Below are 19,132 nucleotides of genomic sequence, written 5' to 3' on the forward strand. Positions count from 1 at the left end.
CGAGGCCGCGCGACGCGAGCTCGTGGAGGGCCTCTACGTCGCGCGGTGGAACGATGCCTCTGAACGAGAGCGGGAGTACCTGACCGCGGCCGCGCGCCTCATCGTCCGTTCGGGCGAGGCCACCGGTGGCGCGGTGGCCGCAGAGCTGGGCAAGGCCTCGACCGAGGTGTCCTACCTGCGGGACCGCCTCCTCAAGAAGGGCACGCTCTACAGCGAGGGGTCTCGTTTGTCCCTCATCACTCCGGGCATGGCGGAGTGGGTCGCTGGGCTGTAAGAGTCCGCGGCCCGGAACGCGTCCCCTCCGCCAATCGAAAGAACAGCTTTTGCGCAAAAGCCGTTCACTCGATCGGGTGGCGAGCCCGGATCTTGTTCAGTCGATTGGGGTGAGGATGGTGCGTCGGGCTCGCCGTCTGCCGAGCAGCCAGGTGGCCGTGCCGACGATGATGAGGCCGACGATGCCGTACCAGGAACCGGCCAAGGCCGCGATCCAGGCCTCGACCAGCGCCAGCCCGATGGTGGCGTAGATGGCCGCCCAGGCCATCGAGCCAACCACGGCGGCAGGAACGTAGTACCGCAGCGGCATCCGCAGCACCCCGGCAGTGAGGTGGATCGTGGTCTGGATCCCGACCGTGAGGTAGGACAGGGTCACGGCCACCGGGCCAAGGCGTCGGATCAGGGTCTCGGCCCGCGCCCGGCTCTCCGGCTCCGGTCGAGGACGGTGTCGCCGCCAGCCCGCGATCGCGCCGCGCCCGAGCCAGTAGGTCGCGTTGGAGCGGGCCATGACGATGACCCAGAGCGCGACGAACGCCTGCCAGAAGGGCAGTGCCGCCAGCGCGTCGAGCATGCTCTCACCCTAGGCGGCGCCCCGAGCGGCTTTCTCTCAGGTCGCGGATCTGGCCGTGCCGAAGCTCACCTCGGCAGTGGGGACCGTGTCCCCCTTGCGCCCGGGCGCCGCGGCCTCCGTCCAGTACCAGTTCGTGTGGGCGATGACCTGCTCGGGACTCACGGGAATGCCCCACTGCCGGAAGTCCTCCGTGGTGTGGGCGTCCCCGACCAGGGTCGCGTCGTAGCCGCGGACGAGCGCTCCGTGCAGGGTCGCCCGCACGCAGGCATCCGTCTGGGCTCCGGTGACGACGACCCGGCCGACTGCGCGGGCCGCCAGCACCGACTCGAGGTCAGTGCCCTCGAACGAGTCGCCATAGTGCTTGGGCACCAACGGCTCGTCGTCCTTGCGCTGGAGCTCCGGGACGTACTGCCACTCATCGCTGCCCTCGGGCATGCCCTCGTCGGAGTGCTGCACCCACACGACGGGGACGGCCTCGGCGCGGGCCCGCTCGACCAGGGTGTTGATGTTGGCGATCACGGCGTCGCGGTTGTACGCCTCCGCGGTGTTGCCCTGCTGCACGTCGATCACCAGGAGGGCACTGTTGGGCCTGTTCTCCAATGTCGTCATCTTCCGACCGTAGACCCGTCCGGCGACAGTGGGATGCTTGCCGTGCCATGCGTGAACTCGAGATCACCTCACCTGCGAACCCACGGCTCAAGGCGCTCCTCGCGCTCCGTCGGCGCCGCGCGCGCGAGGAGACCGGACGCACCCTGGTCGAGGGACACGAGGAGATCCGCCTTGCCCTCGAGGCCGGCGTGACGCCGCGGACCCTCTACGTCTCGGAGGAGCTCTTCAGCCCTTCCGGGCGCGCGGGGTCACAGCACATCGGGACGCAGCCCGAGCTCGTGGAACGGCTCCGAGCGACAGGGGTGGAGATCGTGCGGCTGAGCCCAGCGGCATACGGGAAGGTGTCCTACCGGGAGGGACCCGACGGCCTGCTCGCCGTCGTCGACAACGTGGGTATGCCGCTGAGCTCGCTTCACGTCGACGGTGACCACTGGCTGGGGCTGGTCACGCAAGGCGTCGAGAAGCCGGGCAACCTCGGCGCGATGCTCCGCACCGCGGATGCGGCGGGCGCCGACGCGGTGGTGGCGGCCGACCCTGTGACCGACTGGGGCAACCCCAACGTGGTGCGTGCGAGCAAGGGGACCCTGTTCGCGCTGCCGGTGGCGAGCGCGACGACGACTGAAACCCTCGACTGGCTGAAGTCGGGAGACGTCACGCTCGTCGTGACGACGCCGGAGACGGAGGTCGTGCACACCGAGGTCGACTACCGCGGACGAGTCGTCATCGCCGTCGGGTCGGAGAAGCACGGCGCCGACGAGACGTTGCTCGAGGCAGCGACACATCGGGTGCGCATCCCGATGCACGGAAGGGCGAACAGCCTCAACGTCTCCGTCGCTGCCGCGATCGTCCTGTACGAGGCTGTCCGGCAGCGGGGGTGAGCTGCTCTGAGCTTGCACGAGCTCCCGATGAGCGCCCCACCCGGGGGTGGTCAAGAGCACCCCTTGACGTATGTCACGATTGACCGTATGCGAGTTGACCACGTCTCCTATGCGGCCGAGTATGACGGCCTCCAGGTAACGGCCGAGCGGCTTTCGAAGCTGATCGGTGTGGAGCCCGTCGACGGGGGGGTGCACCCACGCTTCGGGACGCGCAACGTCATCTTGCCCCTCGCGGACCGCAACTACGTCGAGGTCGTCGAGGTCCTGGACCACCCGGCGTCGGACAAGGCGCCCTTCGGCCAGGCCGTTCGCGCTCGCTCGGAGGCCGGCGGGGGCTGGCTCGGCTGGGTCGTCGCAGTGGACGACCTCTCCGCAGCGGAGAAGCGTCTCGGCCGCGAGGCGGTCGACGGCAACCGGTACCGCCCCGACGGCATCGAGCTGCGCTGGAAGCAGATCGGCATCAACGGCCTCATCGCCGATCCGCAGGTCCCGTACTTCATCCAGTGGGAGGACCTCTCCGTCCACCCGGCCAACGGGTCGACCTCTCAGGTGCACATCGGTGACCTGCAGATCGCCGGCGACCCGGCCCGGGTCCGCGAGTGGCTCGGTGTCGACCAGACCTTCCACAAGGGTGACATCCACTTCACCTTCGTCGCGCCGCACGGCACACCGGGCCTGCTGTCGGTGACCTTCCAGACGCCGGACGGGCCCGTCACCATCTGACCTCGAGATCTGACCTCGAGCGGGTTATGGCGCCCCCTCGAGGAATGCCCTCGCAAGGCGCTTGGGAGCCCGGACCAGCCAGGCATCGGTGATCACCTCGCGCAGCTCGTCGACGCTCACCTTTGCGAGGTCGCGCTCGAGGAGCAGGACGGCGTTGTAGCCGTTCCAGTGCGGAGTGGTGAACCACGGCGAGCCGGGATCCCCGACGAGGGCCTCCTTGTCCTCGGCGGTGCAGTGGAAGGCCATGACGTCGGGGTAGAGCTCGCCGGTCTCCGGGTCGTGGGCGTCCTTGCGCGGACCACGGAAGAAGACGAAGGCCTTGCCCCGGATGGTGTAGGCCGCTCGGCTCGGCGAGTGTGGGTCCGGCGGGTCTCGCACGACCTCGGGCAGGGACGCTGCGATGTCATGGACGTCGTGGACGGTGGCCTGCCGCGTGCTCGCCATGCCTCGTGACGGTAGTCCCAGGGGTGCCGCATCTCCACGATCGCGTCCGGCTGGCCGTTGTGCCGCCCTGCTTCGATACCCGATGGGGGTATCCTTGTTGGCAGTAGAGACCAGAGGAGAGCCCCATGGACGAGATGACAGAGGTCGTGCCGCACCAGCACGGCTACATCCACCAGAAGGATGACTACCTGCGGCGCCTGCGTCGCATCGAGGGCCAGGCGAGGGGCCTGCAGCGGATGGTCGACGAGGAGCAGTACTGCATCGACATCCTCACGCAGGTCTCCGCCATGACGAAGGCGCTGCAGTCGGTGGCGCTCGGGTTGCTCGACGAGCACATCGCCCACTGCGTCGCCGACGCCGTGCGCGAGGGCGGGCCGGAGGCGGAGATCAAGCTCAAGGAGGCGTCTGACGCGATCGCCCGGCTCGTCAAGTCTTGAGACGGATGACCCTGGGCACCCCTTGCATCGATACCCCATGGGGGTATAGTCAATGAAGGAACACCAAACCCTGCGAGGAAGGAACCACGATGAGCGAGACCAACACGTACACCGTCGTCGGCATGACCTGCGGCCACTGCGTCGCGTCCGTGTCCGAGGAGGTCGGTGAGATCGCCGGCGTCGAGAACGTCGACGTCGACCTCGACAGCGGCCGGGTCACGGTTACGAGCGAGGCACCGCTCGACGAGGACGTGGTCAAGGCTGCAGTCGAGGAGGCGGGCTACGCGCTCGCCGCCTCGTCATGACCACTGCCGCGAAAATCATCGGGTTCGTTGCAGGACTCGCGGCCCTCTTCGGCGTCGCCCTCGGACTCGGCCGCGCGGTCGGTCCGGTGGGCGAGCCGGCTGCGGCCCATGAGCCTGCTGCGGACCACGGAACTGCGGCAGACCACGGGACCGCGGCAGGCAGCTCGGAGTCCTCGGGTACCGAGGTACCCGGTGGGCTCATGGTCAGCCAGGGCGGGTACACCCTGCGCCTGGCGTCGGCCACCGCCCCGGCGGGCCATGAGGTTCCGGTCGGGTTCACGGTGACGGGTCCGGACGGCAAGCTGGTCACGGGCTACGAGGTCCAGCACGAGAAGCAGTTGCACCTCATCGCCGTGCGGCGCGACTTCACCGGCTTCCAGCACGTCCATCCGACGTTGGCCGCTGACGGGACCTGGTCGGCGGCGCTCGACCTCGAGCCGGGCACCTGGCGGCTCTTCGCTGACTTCAAGCCCAGCGGCGCCGACGCGCTCACCCTGGGGGCCGACCTCGGCGTCCCCGGCGCCGCCGCCCTTGCCGAGCCAGTCAGCGACACGCGGACGGTCCATGTCGACGACTACACCGTGACTGTTGCCGGTGACCTGGTCGCCGGACGCGACGCGAAGCTGACCCTGTCTGTCACCAAGGACGGCAAGCCGGTGACCGACCTGCAGCCCTACCTCGGAGCCTATGGACACCTCGTCGCCCTGCGCGAGGGCGATCTCGCCTATCTGCACGTCCACCCGGATGGGGAGCCCGGCGACGGCCGGACCCAGCCCGGACCTGACGTCGTCTTCTACGCCGCGGTGCCCAGTGCTGGCGCCTACCGGCTCTACCTCGACTTCCAGCATGACGGCGTGGTCCGCACCGCACCGCTTGCGGTGACGGCCAAGCCCGCAGACGGCACCATGCCGACCGAGCCGTCGGACGACCACTCGGCCGAGCCGGACCACTCCGGAGATGACCACTCATGACCGCGACACCGACCGCCAAGCCCGGCAGCCAGCTGGGCCTGCCAGCCGCGACGGATGCGATCGAGCTCGAGATCACCGGGATGACGTGCGCCTCGTGCGCCAATCGGATCGAGCGCAAGCTCAACAAGCTCGAGGGCGTCACCGCGACCGTCAACTACGCGACAGAGAAGGCGAAGGTCGCCTTCCCGGACACCATCAGCACGGCTGAGCTCGTCAGGACCGTGGAGGCGGCGGGCTACGGTGCGACCCTGACGCAGCCCAGTTTCGCCCCAGGCGAGGAGGAGGGCGGGGGTGCACGGGGGCGCAGGCCGTCCACGGCCGTGAGCTCCCGTGGGTCGGCATACGACCGCGTCCGTTCACTGCGCGACCGACTCGTGATCTCAGCCGTCCTCACTGTCCCGATCATCGCCATGGCGATGATCCCCGCCCTCCAGTTCACCTACTGGCAGTGGGCGTCGTTGACGCTGGCGGCGCCGGTCGTCGTCTGGGGTGCGTGGCCGTTCCACAAGGCGGCGTGGACCAACCTGCGCCACGGCACGACGACGATGGACACACTCGTGTCGATGGGCGTGCTCGCGGCGTTCGGCTGGTCGCTCTATGCACTCTTCCTCGGCACCGCGGGCATGCCGGGCATGACCCACCCGTTCGAGCTGACCATCGAACGAACCGACGGTGCCGGCAACATCTACCTCGAGGCCGCCGCCGGGGTCACCACGTTCCTGCTCGCCGGGCGCTATTTCGAGGCACGCTCCAAGCGGCAGGCCGGCGCGGCGCTCCGGGCGCTGCTCGAGCTCGGCGCCAAGGACGTGGCGGTGCTGCGCGAGGGTGCCTCCGGCCCGGTCGAGGAGCGCATCCCGATCGAGCGGCTCGAGGTGGGAATGCGGTTCGTCGTGCGCCCGGGCGAGAAGATCGCGACCGATGGAGTCGTCGCGGACGGCACGTCCGCGGTCGATGCCTCGATGCTGACCGGGGAGTCCGTGCCGGTGGAAGTGGGCCCCGGGTCGACCGTGGCAGGCGCGACGATCAACGCCGGGGGGCGGATCATCGTGCGCGCGACGAGAGTCGGCGGCGACACCCAGCTCGCCCAGATGGCCCGCCTCGTCGAGGACGCCCAGAACGGCAAGGCGCAGGTCCAGCGGCTGGCCGACCGGATCTCCGGGTTCTTCGTGCCCATCGTCATCGCACTGTCGGTGGGGACCCTCGGCTTCTGGCTCGGGACGGGGGCGGGGGCCACGGCCGCGTTCACGGCAGCGGTCGCGGTGCTCATCATCGCGTGTCCGTGTGCGCTCGGACTGGCCACGCCGACCGCGCTCATGGTCGGCACGGGGCGGGGAGCGCAACTGGGCATCCTCATCAAGGGTCCCGAGGTGCTCGAGTCCACCCGACGGGTCGACACGGTCGTGCTCGACAAGACCGGCACCGTTACGACGGGTGCCATGTCCCTGCAGTCGGCCGTGCCTGCGGACGGCGAGTCGGTGGAGGACGTGCTGCGCTTCGCGGGTGCGGTTGAGCACGCCTCTGAGCACCCCATCGCCCGGGCGATCGCAACCGGTGCGCTGGAGCGCGTCGGTGGGTTGCCGCCGGTGGCGGAGTTCGCCAGCACGAGCGGTCTGGGCGTCAGCGGGGTCGTTGACGGCATCGAGGTCTTCGTGGGCCGTCCCGGCTTCGTCGCCGAGCACGGGCAGATGCGGTGCACGGAGGTCGACGAGGCCGCCGCGTCGCACGAGGATGCGGGCTCGACCGTCGTCCAGGTGGCGTGGGGTGGACGAGTCCGTGGCGCGCTCGTCGTCGCCGACGCCATCAAGCCGACGTCCGCGCAGGCGATCCATGAGCTGCGAGACCTCGGGCTCACACCGGTGCTGCTCACCGGTGACAACGAGCGGGTGGCCCGGACCGTGGCTGCTGAGGTCGGGATCGCCGAGTCGGACGTCATCGCTGACGTGCTGCCGGCCGACAAGGTCGACGTCGTCAAGCGTCTCCAGTCCGAGGGGCGGGTCGTCGCCATGGTCGGCGATGGCGTCAACGACGCTGCCGCGCTGGCGCAGGCCGACCTGGGTCTTGCGATGGGCACCGGCACGGACGTCGCGATCGAGGCGAGCGACCTGACGCTTGTGCGCGGCGACCTGCGCGTGGCCGGTGACGCGATCCGGCTCTCGCGGCGCACGCTGCGCACGATCAAGGGCAACCTCTTCTGGGCCTTCGCCTACAACGTCGCGGCCATCCCCTTGGCGGCGGCTGGCTTGCTCAACCCGATGCTGGCGGGCGCCGCGATGGCCTTCTCGTCCGTGTTCGTCGTGTCGAACTCGCTGCGGCTCAGGGGCTTCAAGGCGCAGGCCACCTGAACCGCCGAGTGACTGCGGCACTGCTCAGCCAGAATGAGCAGTGCCGTAGTCGGCGGCGTCGAGGTGTGGTGGGTGCGGGCGCTGTTCCTCGGTCATCGCGTCTCCACGTCGTTCTCGAGCTGCAGGGGTGGTGGTGCGGGTCCGTCGGGTGCCGCGGCTGGCGAGCAGCACGAGGCCAGCGACGGCTCCGAGCGTCACGGTTGTCAACCCCGACACACCCAGCGTCGAGTCGGGCCCGAGGGCCGCAGTGACCGGGCCACCGAGGGCGGTGCCGAGGGGTGCCGCCGTGAGCAGCGCGGCGCTCCGGGCAGCGAGCACCGAGGCGAGGTGCTCCGGCGGAGCGTTCTGCTGCATGAGGGTTATCGACAGCGCGACGAACGGCCCGTAGATCGCCCCACCGAGCGCGAAGCTCGCGACCGTCACCGGCGCCGGCGCGCCCAGCGCGAACGGGACGAGGCAGGCACCCCAGCCGATGACGATCGCCACCGTCACGGGCCAGAGCGGGAGTCGCTGCAGTGAGCCGGCCGCGAGGCCGCCGACGACCGCGCCGATGCCGAAGAACATCCAGTAGAGCCCGAGGAGCGAGCCGGGGGCCTCGAGGTCCTGCGTGACGTGGAGCGGCAGCGCGACCTCGACCGGGCCGTAGAGGAAGTTGAACGTCCACGTCAGGGCCAGAAGCCCGAGGAGCCCGCGCTCGGCGCGCAGGAGTGCGAACCCGCCGCGTCCCTCCCCGGCGTCGACGGGTCCGGCGGGCCCAACCGGCCTGACCGCCTCGGGGAGGCCGAGCACGACGACCGCGAGGACGACGTACGTCAGCGCGTCGATCCCGATGACGACCGCGGCACTGACGTGCGACACGAGCAACCCCGCGACGGCCGGCCCGGCGATCGTGGCCGCGAACGTCAGCGTGCTGACGAGGGTGTTGGCCGGGAACCGCTGCTGCGGGGGCAGCAGCTCGGCGAGCAGCGTGTAGGTCCCCGCGCTGCCCCACGCGTGGAGCAGCGAGGACCCCGCCAGTAGGACGACGTAGAGCCCCGGCGACAGCAGGCCCGCCGCCCACGCAACAGGGACCGCGCCGAGGAACACCGCGCGGACGGCATTGTCCGCCAACAGGATTCGTCGAGCCGGGAACCGCCGTAGCCACCTCCCGAACACCAGCGCACCGACGACCCCCGGCAGCGTGTACGCAGCCACCGCGCCACCCACCCAGAGCCCGGCCGAGTCCGCGGGGGAGATCTCGATTGCGAGCCACGCCACGGCGAGGAAGCTCATCCCGTCGCCGAGGTACGACACCGCGAGGCCGCCCAGCAACCGCCGGAACACCGGGGTGCCGAGGACCGGGCGATAGGCCGCCGGGACGAGGGGGGACATGCCACTCACGCTAGGCGCACCCCCGTCGCGAGGCTTCTTGATTCCTGACCGGTGCGTGTTTCACTGGCGGGATGGGCGAACGCGCCGCCAGCTCCACCGCGATCCTCGTGTGCCAGGGGAGGGCGACGGCGGATGGTCGCTACGCCGTCGGCCGGTTCACGGACCACGTTGCCCGCCACCTGCTCGACCCCGATGAGCTCACCATCGTGGACGACGTGCGCGACGGCCGGGTGCCCGCGTCACGCTCCCAGCGACTCAGCTACGAGCTGGTCCGGTGGACGGGGGTGGGCATGGTGCCCAGGACGATCGCCATCGACGACGCGGTCCGGGCCCACGCCGCCCCGCAGGTCGTCATCCTCGGCGCCGGCCTCGACGCACGCGCCTGGCGCATGCCCGAGCTGGACAGCGCGACGGTCTTCGAGGTCGACCACCCCGCCTCGAGCCGGGACAAGCAGCGCCGCCTCGCGGGGCGCGAACCGCTCGCCGCCCACGTCGTCACCGTCGCGGTCGACCTCGTCACGGACCCGCTCGGGCCGGCCCTCGAGGCCGCCACCTTCGACCCGGACGTGGAGACGACGTGGATCTGGGAGGGGGTCGTGCCGTACCTCACTGCCGCCCAGGTGGGGGAGACCGTCGCGCAGGTGGCGGGTCTCTCGGCACCGGGCAGCCAACTCCTCGTCGCCTACCAGACGCGCTCCTGGCGCAGCGCCAGCGGGCGTTGGGTCATGCGCGTCGTCCTCGCTGCCGCGCGGCAGCACAACCCGATGGCCCGCGAGCCGTGGCGCTCGCTCTGGCGCCCCGAGGCCATGCGGGCCCTCCTCGCGGACCACGGCCTCGCGGTCCACTCAGACCACGACCTCCTCGAGCTGTCCACCGGCCTCGACCTGCCCACGGCCAACCCGGAGTCCCTCCGCACCGGTCGAGTCGCCGTCGCGACCAAGCAGGGCGAAACCCAGTCGAAGTGACGGGTCACTCTGGGCTGGTAGGGAACTCAGCGGCATACGGCTCAGGTGTCGAGGAAGTCCACGAGGCGGCTCGCGAGCGCGGTGTACGTCTGCGGCGTCAGCGCGAGGAAGCGCGCCTCGACCTCGGCGGGCAGGCCCAGCCCGCGCACGAACTCACGCACGTCCTCCCCCTTGACACGTCGCCCGCGGGTCAGATCCTTGAGCCGCTCATAGGGCTCCTCCATGCCCGGCACGCCCTGTGCGCCGAGGGCCCGCATCGCCGACTGGATCGGCTCGCCGAGCACCTCCCAGTTGGCCTCGAGGTCGGCAGCCATCGCCTCGGGCACGGCATCGAGGCCGGCGAGCCCACGTGACACGTTGTCGAGCGCGAGCAGCGAGTGGCCGAAGGCCGTCCCGATGTTGCGCTGCATCGACGAGTCGGTGAGGTCGCGCTGCAGTCGGCTCTGGACCAGCGTCGAGCCGAGCACGTCGAGGAGGGCATTGCTCACCTCGAGGTTCGCCTCGGCGTTCTCGAAGCGGATCGGGTTGACCTTGTGGGGCATCGTCGACGACCCAACCGTCCCCTGTCCCCGGACCTGCGCGAAGTAGCCCATCGAGATGTAGGTCCATACGTCGGTGCACAGGTTGTGCAGGATCCGGTTGAACCGCGCGACATCCGCGTAGAGCTCGGCCTGCCAGTCGTGGCTCTCGATCTGGGTCGTGAGCGGGTTCCAGGTCAGGCCGAGGCCCTCGACGAACTCGCGCGACACCGTCGGCCAGTCGACGTCGGGCAGCGCGAGCGCATGAGCTCCGAATGTCCCCGTGGCGCCGTTGAACTTGCCGAGGTACTCCTGCCGCTCGATCCGCCGCAGCTGTCGCCCCAAGCGGAACGCCAGCACAGCAAGTTCTTTACCCATCGTCGTCGGCGTCGCGGGCTGTCCGTGCGTGTGGCCGAGCAGCGGCACGTCACGCAGCTCGCGCGCCAGCTCTGACACCTGCTCGACGAGGGCCTGGGCCTCGGGCAGCCACACCTGCGTCACGGCGCCCTTGACCATGAGGGCGTACGACAGGTTGTTGATGTCCTCGCTCGTGCACCCGAAGTGGATCAGCTCGGCCAGCCCAGCGTCCTCCTCACCGGGCGCGATCTGCGCGAGCCGGCCCTTGAGGAAGTACTCCACGGCCTTGACGTCATGCACGGTTTCCCGCTCGATCTCGGCGAGCTCGGCCACCTGCACCGGCCCGAACGACTCGACGATGCCCCGCAGCGCGGCCACCTCGACGTCGCTCAGCTTGCGCACGCCCGGGATGACGCCGTGGCCCGTCTGGTGGATGAGCCACTCGACCTCGACCCGCACGCGCTCCCGGTTGAGGGCCGCCTCGGACAGGTGGTCGACGAGCGGCGCGACGGCGGCGCGGTATCGACCGTCTAGCGCGCCAAGCGCGATGGGGGGCTGTGCGTCAGCGAGGGAGGCCATGCGAACCATCCTCCCAGCCGCGCTGACCCACGCTCAAAGCGATCCCGTATGCCGCTCAGCCGACTCCCGAGGTCACGTGACCTCGGGAGCGAGCTCAGCGGCATACGGCATCGTTCGTGACAGGCGGACGTCAGTCCAGCTCCGGGACGAGGACGGAGAAGACCTCTCCCTCGACGCCGCTCAACACCGCACCCAGGCCGTACGGCCCGTCGAAGGGCCCTTGGAGCAGCTGTGCGCCCAGGTCGAGGGCGTGGGCGACCGACGTGACCACGTTGTCGGTCGCGAAGTGCGTCACCCAGTGGGAGCCGATCTCCTTCGGCCAGTCGGCCTCGATCTCGGCGAGCCCGAACGCGGGGTTGCCGTCGCCCGTGTGTGCCGTCGACCACCGCGGGCCGCCGTTCTCGGTCTCGTCGATGAAGCCGTGGGCGAAGATGTTCTCGTAGAAGTCGAGCACCACGTCGTAGTTGCGGGTCAGCAGCTCGTTCCACGTCAGCGAGCCTGGCTGGTCGAGCGTGCCACTGCCCGCCAGGTCGCCCGGCTCCCAGACTCCGAAGTAGGCGCCGCCGGGATCGATGGCGACCATCGTCCGTGCGAGGGCGCCGATCTGGACCGGTCGGCCGAGGGGACGACCGCCGTAGTTCGCGATGGCCTGGGCGGCGACGCCGATGTCTCCAACGCGCAGGTACGTCGTCCACTGGCTGGCGATGCGCGCGTTGGGCGGCCGGTGGCTGAGGCCGGCGACCGGGTGGTCACCCAGGAGGGCCATGGTGTAGCCACCGCTCGCGGCGTCGCCCGTGAGCCAGCGCCAGCCGAACAGCTCACTGTAGAAGGCCTGCGCACGATCGACGTCGCTGACGAGTAGGTCGACCCAGCACGGGGCGCCATAGGGATAGTAAGGAACAGTGAGGTAGGGGTCTCTCATGGATCAGCCCTGCTCCATCTCGAGCCTCCCCCTGACGTGTTCGAGAATGCCCTTGCATGCCGCCTCGACCTCCCCGAAGCACCGAACGAAGTGCTCCTCGCCACCGAACCACGGGTCATCCGTCTCGAGGGTGCCTGCGGCGACGGCGGCGGGGTCGAACTCGCGGACCAGCCGGATCTTGTCCCGCTGCTCCGGCGTCCGAGCCAGCTGACGCAGGTGGCGCACGTGCCCGTTGTCCGACGCCAGCACGAGGTCGACGTCGTCGAAGTGGGCCTCGGTGAACTGCCTTGCCCGGTGGGCCGACCCGTCGTAGCCGTTCGCTTCGAGGACGGCCACCGTCCGCGGGTCGGCCGGGTCCCCGACGTGCCAGTCACCGGTCCCGCTCGAGGACACCGTGACCCGGTCGGACAGCATGGCGTCGTCGATGAGCTGCGTGAGGATGACGTGACCCATCGGCGACCGGCAGATGTTGCCGCTGCACACGAAGGTCACGTGGAGGGGGCGCGACGACATGGCCCCATTCAACACCGTCGTGACCGCGCCGTGATGGAAGCCTCCCCAAGCTGGTGTCGATCGGCTGTCGGTCCGATGTCGGAGGTCGGTGGGACGGTGGCTCCATGACGACGAAGCGTGGTGCGCAGACCCCTCGAGACCTGTTGGCTGCATACGTGGAGCGGGTGGCAGCCGGTGACGTGGCCGGGATCGTCGGGTCGTATGCCGCTGACGCCGTCGTGACGCTGCCCTCCGGTCGCGAGGCGGCTGGTCCCGAGGCCATCGGCGTGGCGTTCGGTGCCGTTGTGGGCTCGGGCGTTGCGCTTCCGGTTGACGACTCCGTCGTCGACGCCGCGCGCGTCATCGAGACGGGCTCCCTGTCGATGGTCTCGTTCACGGGCCTCGATGGTGCCGTGCGCACGATGGTGGCGTGGCGGGGGCAGGAGGGCTGGGCCTGGGTCCGCGATGGCTCGATGCTGCGCGACGTCGAGGCGGCCCTCGGCACCAGACTGGTCGACGTGGCGTAGGTTCCTCGTGTGGGTGAGGGCAGTCAGGCACGCGAGCGCGTGCCAGGTCGTCGCTCACGGCAGTCGCATCTGGTCGACCTGACCCCCCTGCGGGTGAGCCCGGCCTTCGCCAGGCTGTGGATCGGCAACACCCTCGCGGGGATCGGTGCGATGGTGACGGCCACTGCGGTCGGCCTGCACATCTACGACCTCACCGAGTCGACGTTCATGGTGTCGCTCGTTGCCTGGTTCGCACTCGTGCCGATGATCGTCGCGGGCCTCTACGGTGGCGCGATCGCCGACCACTTCGACCGGCGGCTGGTCGCGCTGACCGCCTCCTCCGTCGCATGGAGTGCCACGCTGGCCCTCGCCCTCATCGCGTGGGCCGAGGTGACCACGGTCTGGCCGTTTTACGTCATCACCACCGTCAACGCCGTGGCGGCGACCATCGCTTCGGCAACGCGTCAGGCGATCACCCCACGGCTCCTGCCGCTTGACCAGATCCCCAAGGCCGCCGCTCTCATGGGTATTTCGATGGGAGTGATGGTGACGGTCGGGCCGGGCGTCGCAGGTGTGCTCGTCGCCCGCGTCGGGTATGCGTGGACCTACACGGTCGACGTCCTCCTCTTCATCGCGGGGTTCTTCGGGCTGTGGACCCTGCCGCAGATCCGCCCGGAGCCGCACCCCGACGGTGAGGCGACGCCCGGGCGCGGCCTCCAGTCGGTCCTCGAGGGCCTGCGCCACTTGAAGACCGCTCCCAACGTGCGGATGAGCTTCGTCGTCGACATCATCGCGATGACGTTTGGCCAGCCGACGGTCCTCTTCCCTGCAGTCGGCGCCGTGGTCATCGGCGGCGGGACGGTCACGGCCGGCCTGCTCTTCGCTGCCTACGCCGTCGGCGGCATCATCTCGAGTCTCGGGTCCGGTCGCCTCACCGGCATCCGGTGGCAGGGCCGCGCCATCCGCAACGCGATCGTCGTCTACGGGCTCGCCATTTTCGGGCTCGGCGTTGTGCTCGCCGTCGTCATGGTGAGCGGCCACGCGGTGACGAGCCGCGACTTCGGCGACGTCAACCAGCCGGCCCTGATGTTGGCGCTGCTGTGCCTGGCCGTCGCCGGCGGTGCGGACAACGTCAGCGCGATCTTCCGGCAGACCATCCTCCAGGCGGCCGTGCCCGACCGGCTGCGGGGACGGATGCAGGGCATCTTCACCGTGGTCGTGAGCGGTGGCCCGCGACTGGGTCAGATGCTGGCCGGATCTCTTGCCACGTTGACGGTGATCTGGGTGCCACCGGTCGTCGGCGGGATCCTGGTCGTCGTGCTCGTCATCCTCGCGGTGGCGCGGGTCCCCAGCTTCCGGGACTACGACGCGCTCGACCCCCGCCCCTAGCGGCCGACCACCCACACCACGAGCTCGTTCCGCCCGGCGTCCGGAACCCCGCGCGGCGTCCCCAACCCCGCGCGCGGTAGTCGTCGATGCGCGCAATGCATCCCGCGCGTGCAACGCCAGCCCGCGCTGGGACTGCTACACCGCGCTGGGACGCCGGCCCGCGCCTTGGTCACCCCGCGCTGGGAGCCGGCCCAGCGGCATACGGCATGGTTTTGCTGGGGAGGCCCTCAGGCGTCGGGGTAGCCCTCGGGATTCTGGCTCTGCCAGCGCCAGGAATCCGCGCACATGTCGTCGATGTCGCGCTTCGCGCGCCAGCCGAGCTCCTCGTGGGCGAGGCTGGGGTCGGCGTACGCGGCAGGGAGGTCGCCAGGCCGCCGCTCGACGATCTCGTAGGGCAGCTGGCGCCCGACCGCGCGGCCGAAGGCGTGCACGACCTCGAGGACGCTGGTCCCGACGCCGGTGCCGAGGTTCCACGTCGACACGGGCGCCTCCGTCTTGCCGAGCTTGTCGAGTGCGGCAAGATGACCGGCGGCGAGGTCCTCGACATGGATGTAGTCGCGCAGCGCGGTCCCGTCGGGAGTGGGGTAGTCGCCGCCGAAGATGCGCACCTTCTCGCGCCGACCGACGGCGACCTGCGCCACGAACGGCATGAGGTTGTTGGGGACGCCCTGCGGGTCCTCGCCGATGGTCCCCGACTCGTGCGCGCCTACCGGGTTGAAGTAGCGAAGCAGCGCGATGCGCCATGACGGGTCGGCCAGGGCGACGTCGCGCAGGATCTGCTCGATCATCACCTTCGTCCAGCCGTACGGGTTCGAGGCACCCGTGGGCATGTCCTCGGTGAAGGGCGGCTCGCTGACGCCGTACACCGTTGCGGACGAGCTGAAGACGAGCTTGTGGACGTTGTGCCGGCGCATCGCGCGAACGAGCGAGAATGTCGAGCCGATGTTGTTCTCGTAATACGCGAGCGGCTTCGCGACGCTCTCGCCAACGGACTTGAGGCCCGCGAAGTGGATCACCGCGTCGATCGGCTCCTGCGCGAAGAGCCGCTCGACCTTGTCCTGGTCGAGCAGGTCGAAGGAGTGCACCGGCAGGTGCGTGCCGGTCAGTGATTCGAGCCGGCCCACGACCGTCGGCTTGCTGTTGGCGAAGTTGTCGACGATGACGACGTCGTGTCCCGCCGCGACGAGCTGGACCACCGTGTGGGACCCGATGTAGCCGGCTCCCCCGCTGACGAGTACGCGCATGGGGGCGAGCCTATCGAGCCAGCCGAGCACCGCCCCCCACCACCGCAACACACCCGCTTACCGACTGCCCGGCCCACCTGCAGGGCGGGGTATCACGCGATAAGCGGGTGTGTTGCGGTGTCAGGTCGGTGGGGCTGGGGGAGCCTCAGGTCGGGATGGACGCGAAGCGGAGGTACGGCTTGACCTCCTCGACCTCCGCGAAGCGCGCCCGGGCGTCCTCGGTGGACACGGCCGGGGCGACGATGATGCGGTCGCCGACCTGCCAGTCGGCAGGGGTCGAGAACGGGCCGGAGTCGGTGACCTGGAGCCCGTCGAGTGCCCGCAGGATCTCGTCGAAGTTGCGGCCGACCGACTTGGGATAGGTCAGCGTGAGGCGGACCTTGTGGCTGCCGTCGATGAGGAAGACGGAGCGGACCGCGGACGTGTCGCCCTCGCCTGGGTGGATCATCCCGTAGAGCTCGGAGACGACGCGGTCCTCATCGGCGATGACCGGGTAGTCGACCGGTGCGCCCGCGACCTCGGCGATGTCGAGCTTCCAGTCCTGGTGCTGGTCGACCGGGTCGACGGAGACGGCGATGACCTTCGCGTTGCGCTTGGCCCACTCGTCCTTGAGCGCGGCGACGCGGCCGAGCTCGGTCGTGCAGACGGGGGTGAAGTCGGCCGGGTGGCTGAAGAGGACGGCCCAGCCGTCACCCTTCCAGGCGTGGAACGAGATCCGACCCTCGGTCGTCTCGGCGGTGAAGTCCGGGGCGGTGTCGCCCAGTCGGAGCGCGGTCATGGGGTGGTCCTTTCGCGGCGATGGTGCCATCGGAGCAGCACTTTCCCATAACCTGTGCTTATGCGAATCCCACCGTCCGACCCGCGGACGGCTAACGGGTCAGGGGGTGGCCCAGGCCACGACGAGCAGGGCGACCGGCATCGTCACGATCGAGGCGGCGAAGAGATACATCAGCGTCGCCGCGACCGGAGGCGGCAGCCCGGCGACCCGGCCGGGAGCGAGCAGGTCGAGTCGCAGGCGCGCGGCCGAGGGCGAGTCGCTCATCGCCAGGGTGCCCTCGGGCTTGACGCCGCCCGTCGCCATCCCGACGATCGCCCGAGCTGTGGCGAGCACGCTCGTCGCGCGAACCGCAGCACGATCCGCGAGCACCTCGATGAGCAGGGTCACCTCGCGCAGGGCGGCGTCTGACCGGACGAAGGGTGGCACCGCTTCGTGGATCACGGTGAAGAACTCGAGGATGAGGTCATGGCGGGCTCGCAGGTGTGCCCGTTCGTGAGCAAGCACGGCCGCGAGCTCCTCCTGCGGCAGGGCGTCGAGCGTTCCCTGGGTGAGCACGACCCGGCGGCGTACCCCTGGCACGCAGTAGGCAGTGGGGGTCGGGTGCTCGATGACGCGCATGTGCGCGGCATGGGTCGAGTCCTCGTCAGCCGGCATGGCCAGCAGGTCGACGAGCCGGCGGTGCCGGCGGCGGTTGGCGCGCAGCCGGGTCCCCACCCGGTGCCCGGACAGCATGAGCCGGCCGGCGACGAGTCCGGTGACCGCCACGGCGACGGCGATCTGGGTGGCGTTGCTGGCCAGTTCGGGGGTTGGCCCGATGACGTAGGGCAGGGCGGCAGGCGCCGCGAAGAGGGCCGCGAGCACGGCCGCAACCGAGGTGGACTGCCAGACGACGAGAGCTGCCCGCGGCGCGCGACGAAACGTCGTCATCCCCGCCATGAGGCGCGGCACCGGCCACGCGAGGGCGATCGTGAGGATGAGGAGGGCCGCAACGACCATGGGCGACTCGCGCGGCTACCTGGTTGCGCGCTTGCCCTCGCGCGACTCCAGGTCAGCCAGGGCCGACCGCAGCTCGTCGAGCTCCTCCGGCGTCGACTGGTCGAGGAAGCGCAGGAGTGCGCTGCGACGCTCCGTGCCGGCGAGCTCACCGAGGGTATGGTGCAGCGCCTCGGACGTCAGCTCGTCGCGGGACGAGGCGGGCAGGTAGCGCCAGGCCCGACCGTCGCGCTCACGGGTGACGAGCTGCTTCTTGGCCATGCGGTCGAGCACGGTCATGAGAGTCGTGTAGGCGAGGCCGCGCTCGACGCCGATGGCGTCGTGCACCTCGCGCACCGTGAAGCCCTCGGGGTGGGCGTCGGAGGCGGCCCAGAGGTGCTCCATGACGGCACGCTCAAGCTCGCCGAGTCGGGGGCGTGGATTCGTTGCCATGGTGGTTCCAATCTACCGGTGCGGGTGGGTGACGGTGAAAACGCGGTCGACGAGGTCGAGCCCGTCGGGCCTGTGGGTGACCAGGACGACACTGGGGGAGCGGTCGTCGGTGGCGCGTGAGGGAGCGAGCAGGTCGGTGAGGACACTGCGCGCGGTGGGAGGGTCGAGGTGGGCGACCGGCTCGTCGAGGGCGATGACCGGCCTGCCGCTGAGGTGGGCCCGGGCGATGGCGAGCCGGGCCCGCTCGCCTCCGGAGAGTCCACGGCCGCCCGCCCCGAGGACGGTGTCAAGGCCGTCGGGAAGGCCGGAGGTCAGTCGACCGAGACCGGCCCGGTCGAGGGCCTCGAGCACGGCTTCGTCAGTCGCGCCGGGGCGGGCGAGCGTGAGGTTGTTGCGCAGCGACGTTGCGAAGATGTGCGGCTCGTCGTCCACGACGGCGATCCGGGCGCGTGCGTCCTCCAGTGGCTCGGTGAGGACGTCGCGGTCGCCGTCTGGGGTCGTCACCGTGTAGGTGCCGGACACCGGGTCGAGGTGGCGAGCCAGGACGGCGAGCAGGGTCGACTTGCCGCTGCCGTTCGGGCCGAGGACGGCGACCGACTCGCCGGGCGCAAGCTCCAGGTCGAACGGGCCGACGGCCAGCGGCGCGTTCTGCTCAGTCGACGACGGGGTGGGGAGTTCCGACGGGGTGGCTCCCCACGAGGCCGTGACGTTCCGCAGCCGAAGCGCCTCGAGTGACAGGTTCGTCGGTGCGTCGTCGGTCCCAGTGGGAGCGCCGTCGGTGGGGTCGTGGACCGCGGGGTCCTGCTCGAGCAGGGCCGCCGTCCGCTCCGCCGCGGCGCGCGCCTGGGCCCGGGCCCGCATCGCGTCCGCCAGCGGCGAGAAGGCATCGGCCATGGCGACCGGAGCGAGGACGAGCAGTGCCTTCACCGGGTTCGAGACGTCGAGGCCGGTCGCGATGAACGCGCTGACGATGGTCGCGGCTCCGATGATGAGGAGGATCGCGCCGGCCGCGAGCGCGCGACCGAGCACCCCG

The 19,132-nt window shown here is 70.3% G+C and carries 22 protein-coding genes; 10 read left to right on the plus strand and 12 right to left on the minus strand.

Features of this window, described 5'->3' with window-relative positions; all coding sequences use genetic code 11:
* Positions 1–274: DUF8462 domain-containing protein (locus VIR15_RS19535; RefSeq protein ID WP_524538109.1), on the plus strand; the 274-nt coding region annotated here is incomplete at its 5' end.
* Between the two features lie 96 nt (positions 275–370).
* Here VIR15_RS19535 and VIR15_RS19540 read toward each other — a convergent pair.
* Together VIR15_RS19540 and VIR15_RS19545 are read right to left on the minus strand one after the other, a co-directional pair.
* Positions 371–844 carry a DedA family protein gene (locus VIR15_RS19540; protein WP_331930855.1) on the minus strand — a complete coding sequence of 158 codons (474 nt, stop codon included), beginning with the start codon at positions 842–844 and terminating at the stop codon, positions 371–373.
* Positions 845–880: 36 nt separating this feature from the next.
* On the minus strand, positions 881–1,453 hold the full coding sequence (locus VIR15_RS19545) for a cysteine hydrolase family protein (protein WP_331930857.1): 573 nt from the start codon (positions 1,451–1,453) through the stop codon (positions 881–883).
* A 47-nt stretch (positions 1,454–1,500) separates the two neighbouring features.
* On the opposite strand from VIR15_RS19545, the gene VIR15_RS19550 reads away from it, so the two are divergent.
* A complete protein-coding gene (locus VIR15_RS19550) occupies positions 1,501–2,331 on the plus strand; it encodes a TrmH family RNA methyltransferase (RefSeq protein WP_331930859.1) in 831 nt (276 codons plus the stop codon).
* An 87-nt stretch (positions 2,332–2,418) separates the two neighbouring features.
* Positions 2,419–3,054 (plus strand): VOC family protein, encoded by a 636-nt coding sequence (locus tag VIR15_RS19555; protein WP_331930861.1) that lies wholly within the window; start codon positions 2,419–2,421, stop codon positions 3,052–3,054.
* 24 nt (positions 3,055–3,078) lie between these two features.
* On the opposite strand, the gene VIR15_RS19560 is transcribed toward VIR15_RS19555, so the two are convergent.
* Positions 3,079–3,498, minus strand: coding sequence for an MmcQ/YjbR family DNA-binding protein (locus tag VIR15_RS19560; RefSeq protein ID WP_331930863.1), 420 nt, complete (start codon positions 3,496–3,498; stop codon positions 3,079–3,081).
* A gap of 125 nt (positions 3,499–3,623) precedes the next feature.
* On the opposite strand from VIR15_RS19560, the gene VIR15_RS19565 reads away from it, so the two are divergent.
* The 4 genes from VIR15_RS19565 (at position 3,624) to VIR15_RS19580 (ending at position 7,553) form a co-directional block, all read left to right on the plus strand.
* The gene (locus VIR15_RS19565) at positions 3,624–3,935 is read left to right on the plus strand and encodes a metal-sensitive transcriptional regulator (RefSeq protein ID WP_331930865.1); all 312 of its coding nucleotides are present in this window, start codon (positions 3,624–3,626) and stop codon (positions 3,933–3,935) included.
* An 89-nt stretch (positions 3,936–4,024) separates the two neighbouring features.
* The gene (locus tag VIR15_RS19570) at positions 4,025–4,240 is read left to right on the plus strand and encodes a heavy-metal-associated domain-containing protein (RefSeq protein ID WP_331930867.1); all 216 of its coding nucleotides are present in this window, start codon (positions 4,025–4,027) and stop codon (positions 4,238–4,240) included.
* Entirely contained in the window at positions 4,237–5,211 is a 975-nt protein-coding gene (locus VIR15_RS19575) for a DUF8832 domain-containing protein (protein ID WP_331930869.1), read from the plus strand. Before VIR15_RS19570 ends, VIR15_RS19575 begins: the two co-directional genes overlap by 4 nt.
* Positions 5,208–7,553, plus strand: a complete 2,346-nt coding sequence (locus VIR15_RS19580; RefSeq protein ID WP_331930871.1) for a heavy metal translocating P-type ATPase — start codon at positions 5,208–5,210, stop codon at positions 7,551–7,553. The genes VIR15_RS19575 and VIR15_RS19580 overlap by 4 nt, the downstream gene beginning before the upstream one ends.
* Positions 7,554–7,577: 24 nt before the next feature.
* Here the strand turns inward: VIR15_RS19580 and VIR15_RS19585 are convergent, their stop codons facing one another.
* Positions 7,578–8,924 (minus strand): MFS transporter, encoded by a 1,347-nt coding sequence (locus VIR15_RS19585; RefSeq protein ID WP_331930873.1) that lies wholly within the window; start codon positions 8,922–8,924, stop codon positions 7,578–7,580.
* Positions 8,925–8,995: 71 nt separating this feature from the next.
* Between VIR15_RS19585 and VIR15_RS19590 the strand changes: the two genes are divergently transcribed.
* Positions 8,996–9,889 carry a class I SAM-dependent methyltransferase gene (locus tag VIR15_RS19590; RefSeq protein ID WP_331930875.1) on the plus strand — a complete coding sequence of 298 codons (894 nt, stop codon included), beginning with the start codon at positions 8,996–8,998 and terminating at the stop codon, positions 9,887–9,889.
* Positions 9,890–9,930: 41 nt separating this feature from the next.
* Here the strand turns inward: VIR15_RS19590 and purB are convergent, their stop codons facing one another.
* From purB to VIR15_RS19605, 3 genes are all read right to left on the minus strand, one after another.
* Positions 9,931–11,343: an adenylosuccinate lyase gene (gene purB, locus VIR15_RS19595; protein WP_331930877.1), complete on the minus strand. Its 1,413-nt coding sequence runs from the start codon at positions 11,341–11,343 to the stop codon at positions 9,931–9,933.
* Positions 11,344–11,473: 130 nt separating this feature from the next.
* A complete protein-coding gene (locus VIR15_RS19600) occupies positions 11,474–12,265 on the minus strand; it encodes a VOC family protein (protein ID WP_331930879.1) in 792 nt (263 codons plus the stop codon).
* A gap of 3 nt (positions 12,266–12,268) precedes the next feature.
* Positions 12,269–12,778 (minus strand): low molecular weight protein-tyrosine-phosphatase, encoded by a 510-nt coding sequence (locus VIR15_RS19605; RefSeq protein ID WP_331930881.1) that lies wholly within the window; start codon positions 12,776–12,778, stop codon positions 12,269–12,271.
* A gap of 104 nt (positions 12,779–12,882) precedes the next feature.
* On the opposite strand from VIR15_RS19605, the gene VIR15_RS19610 reads away from it, so the two are divergent.
* Positions 12,883–13,284: a nuclear transport factor 2 family protein gene (locus VIR15_RS19610; RefSeq protein WP_331930883.1), complete on the plus strand. Its 402-nt coding sequence runs from the start codon at positions 12,883–12,885 to the stop codon at positions 13,282–13,284.
* A 9-nt stretch (positions 13,285–13,293) separates the two neighbouring features.
* Positions 13,294–14,652 (plus strand): MFS transporter, encoded by a 1,359-nt coding sequence (locus VIR15_RS19615; RefSeq protein ID WP_331930885.1) that lies wholly within the window; start codon positions 13,294–13,296, stop codon positions 14,650–14,652.
* Between the two features lie 227 nt (positions 14,653–14,879).
* On the opposite strand, the gene galE is transcribed toward VIR15_RS19615, so the two are convergent.
* The 5 genes from galE to VIR15_RS19640 form a co-directional block, all read right to left on the minus strand.
* Positions 14,880–15,896, minus strand: coding sequence for a UDP-glucose 4-epimerase GalE (gene galE, locus VIR15_RS19620; RefSeq protein ID WP_331930887.1), 1,017 nt, complete (start codon positions 15,894–15,896; stop codon positions 14,880–14,882).
* Positions 15,897–16,041: 145 nt separating this feature from the next.
* Positions 16,042–16,674 carry a peroxiredoxin gene (locus VIR15_RS19625; protein ID WP_331930889.1) on the minus strand — a complete coding sequence of 211 codons (633 nt, stop codon included), beginning with the start codon at positions 16,672–16,674 and terminating at the stop codon, positions 16,042–16,044.
* Positions 16,675–16,773: 99 nt separating this feature from the next.
* Positions 16,774–17,670 (minus strand): M56 family metallopeptidase, encoded by an 897-nt coding sequence (locus tag VIR15_RS19630; protein ID WP_331930891.1) that lies wholly within the window; start codon positions 17,668–17,670, stop codon positions 16,774–16,776.
* A 15-nt stretch (positions 17,671–17,685) separates the two neighbouring features.
* The gene (locus tag VIR15_RS19635) at positions 17,686–18,099 is read right to left on the minus strand and encodes a BlaI/MecI/CopY family transcriptional regulator (RefSeq protein ID WP_331930893.1); all 414 of its coding nucleotides are present in this window, start codon (positions 18,097–18,099) and stop codon (positions 17,686–17,688) included.
* A 12-nt stretch (positions 18,100–18,111) separates the two neighbouring features.
* Positions 18,112–19,132: ATP-binding cassette domain-containing protein (locus tag VIR15_RS19640; RefSeq protein WP_331930895.1), on the minus strand; the 1,021-nt coding region annotated here is incomplete at its 5' end.

The sequence above is a fragment of the Intrasporangium sp. genome (assembly GCF_036566125.1).
Classification (GTDB): domain Bacteria; phylum Actinomycetota; class Actinomycetes; order Actinomycetales; family Dermatophilaceae; genus Intrasporangium.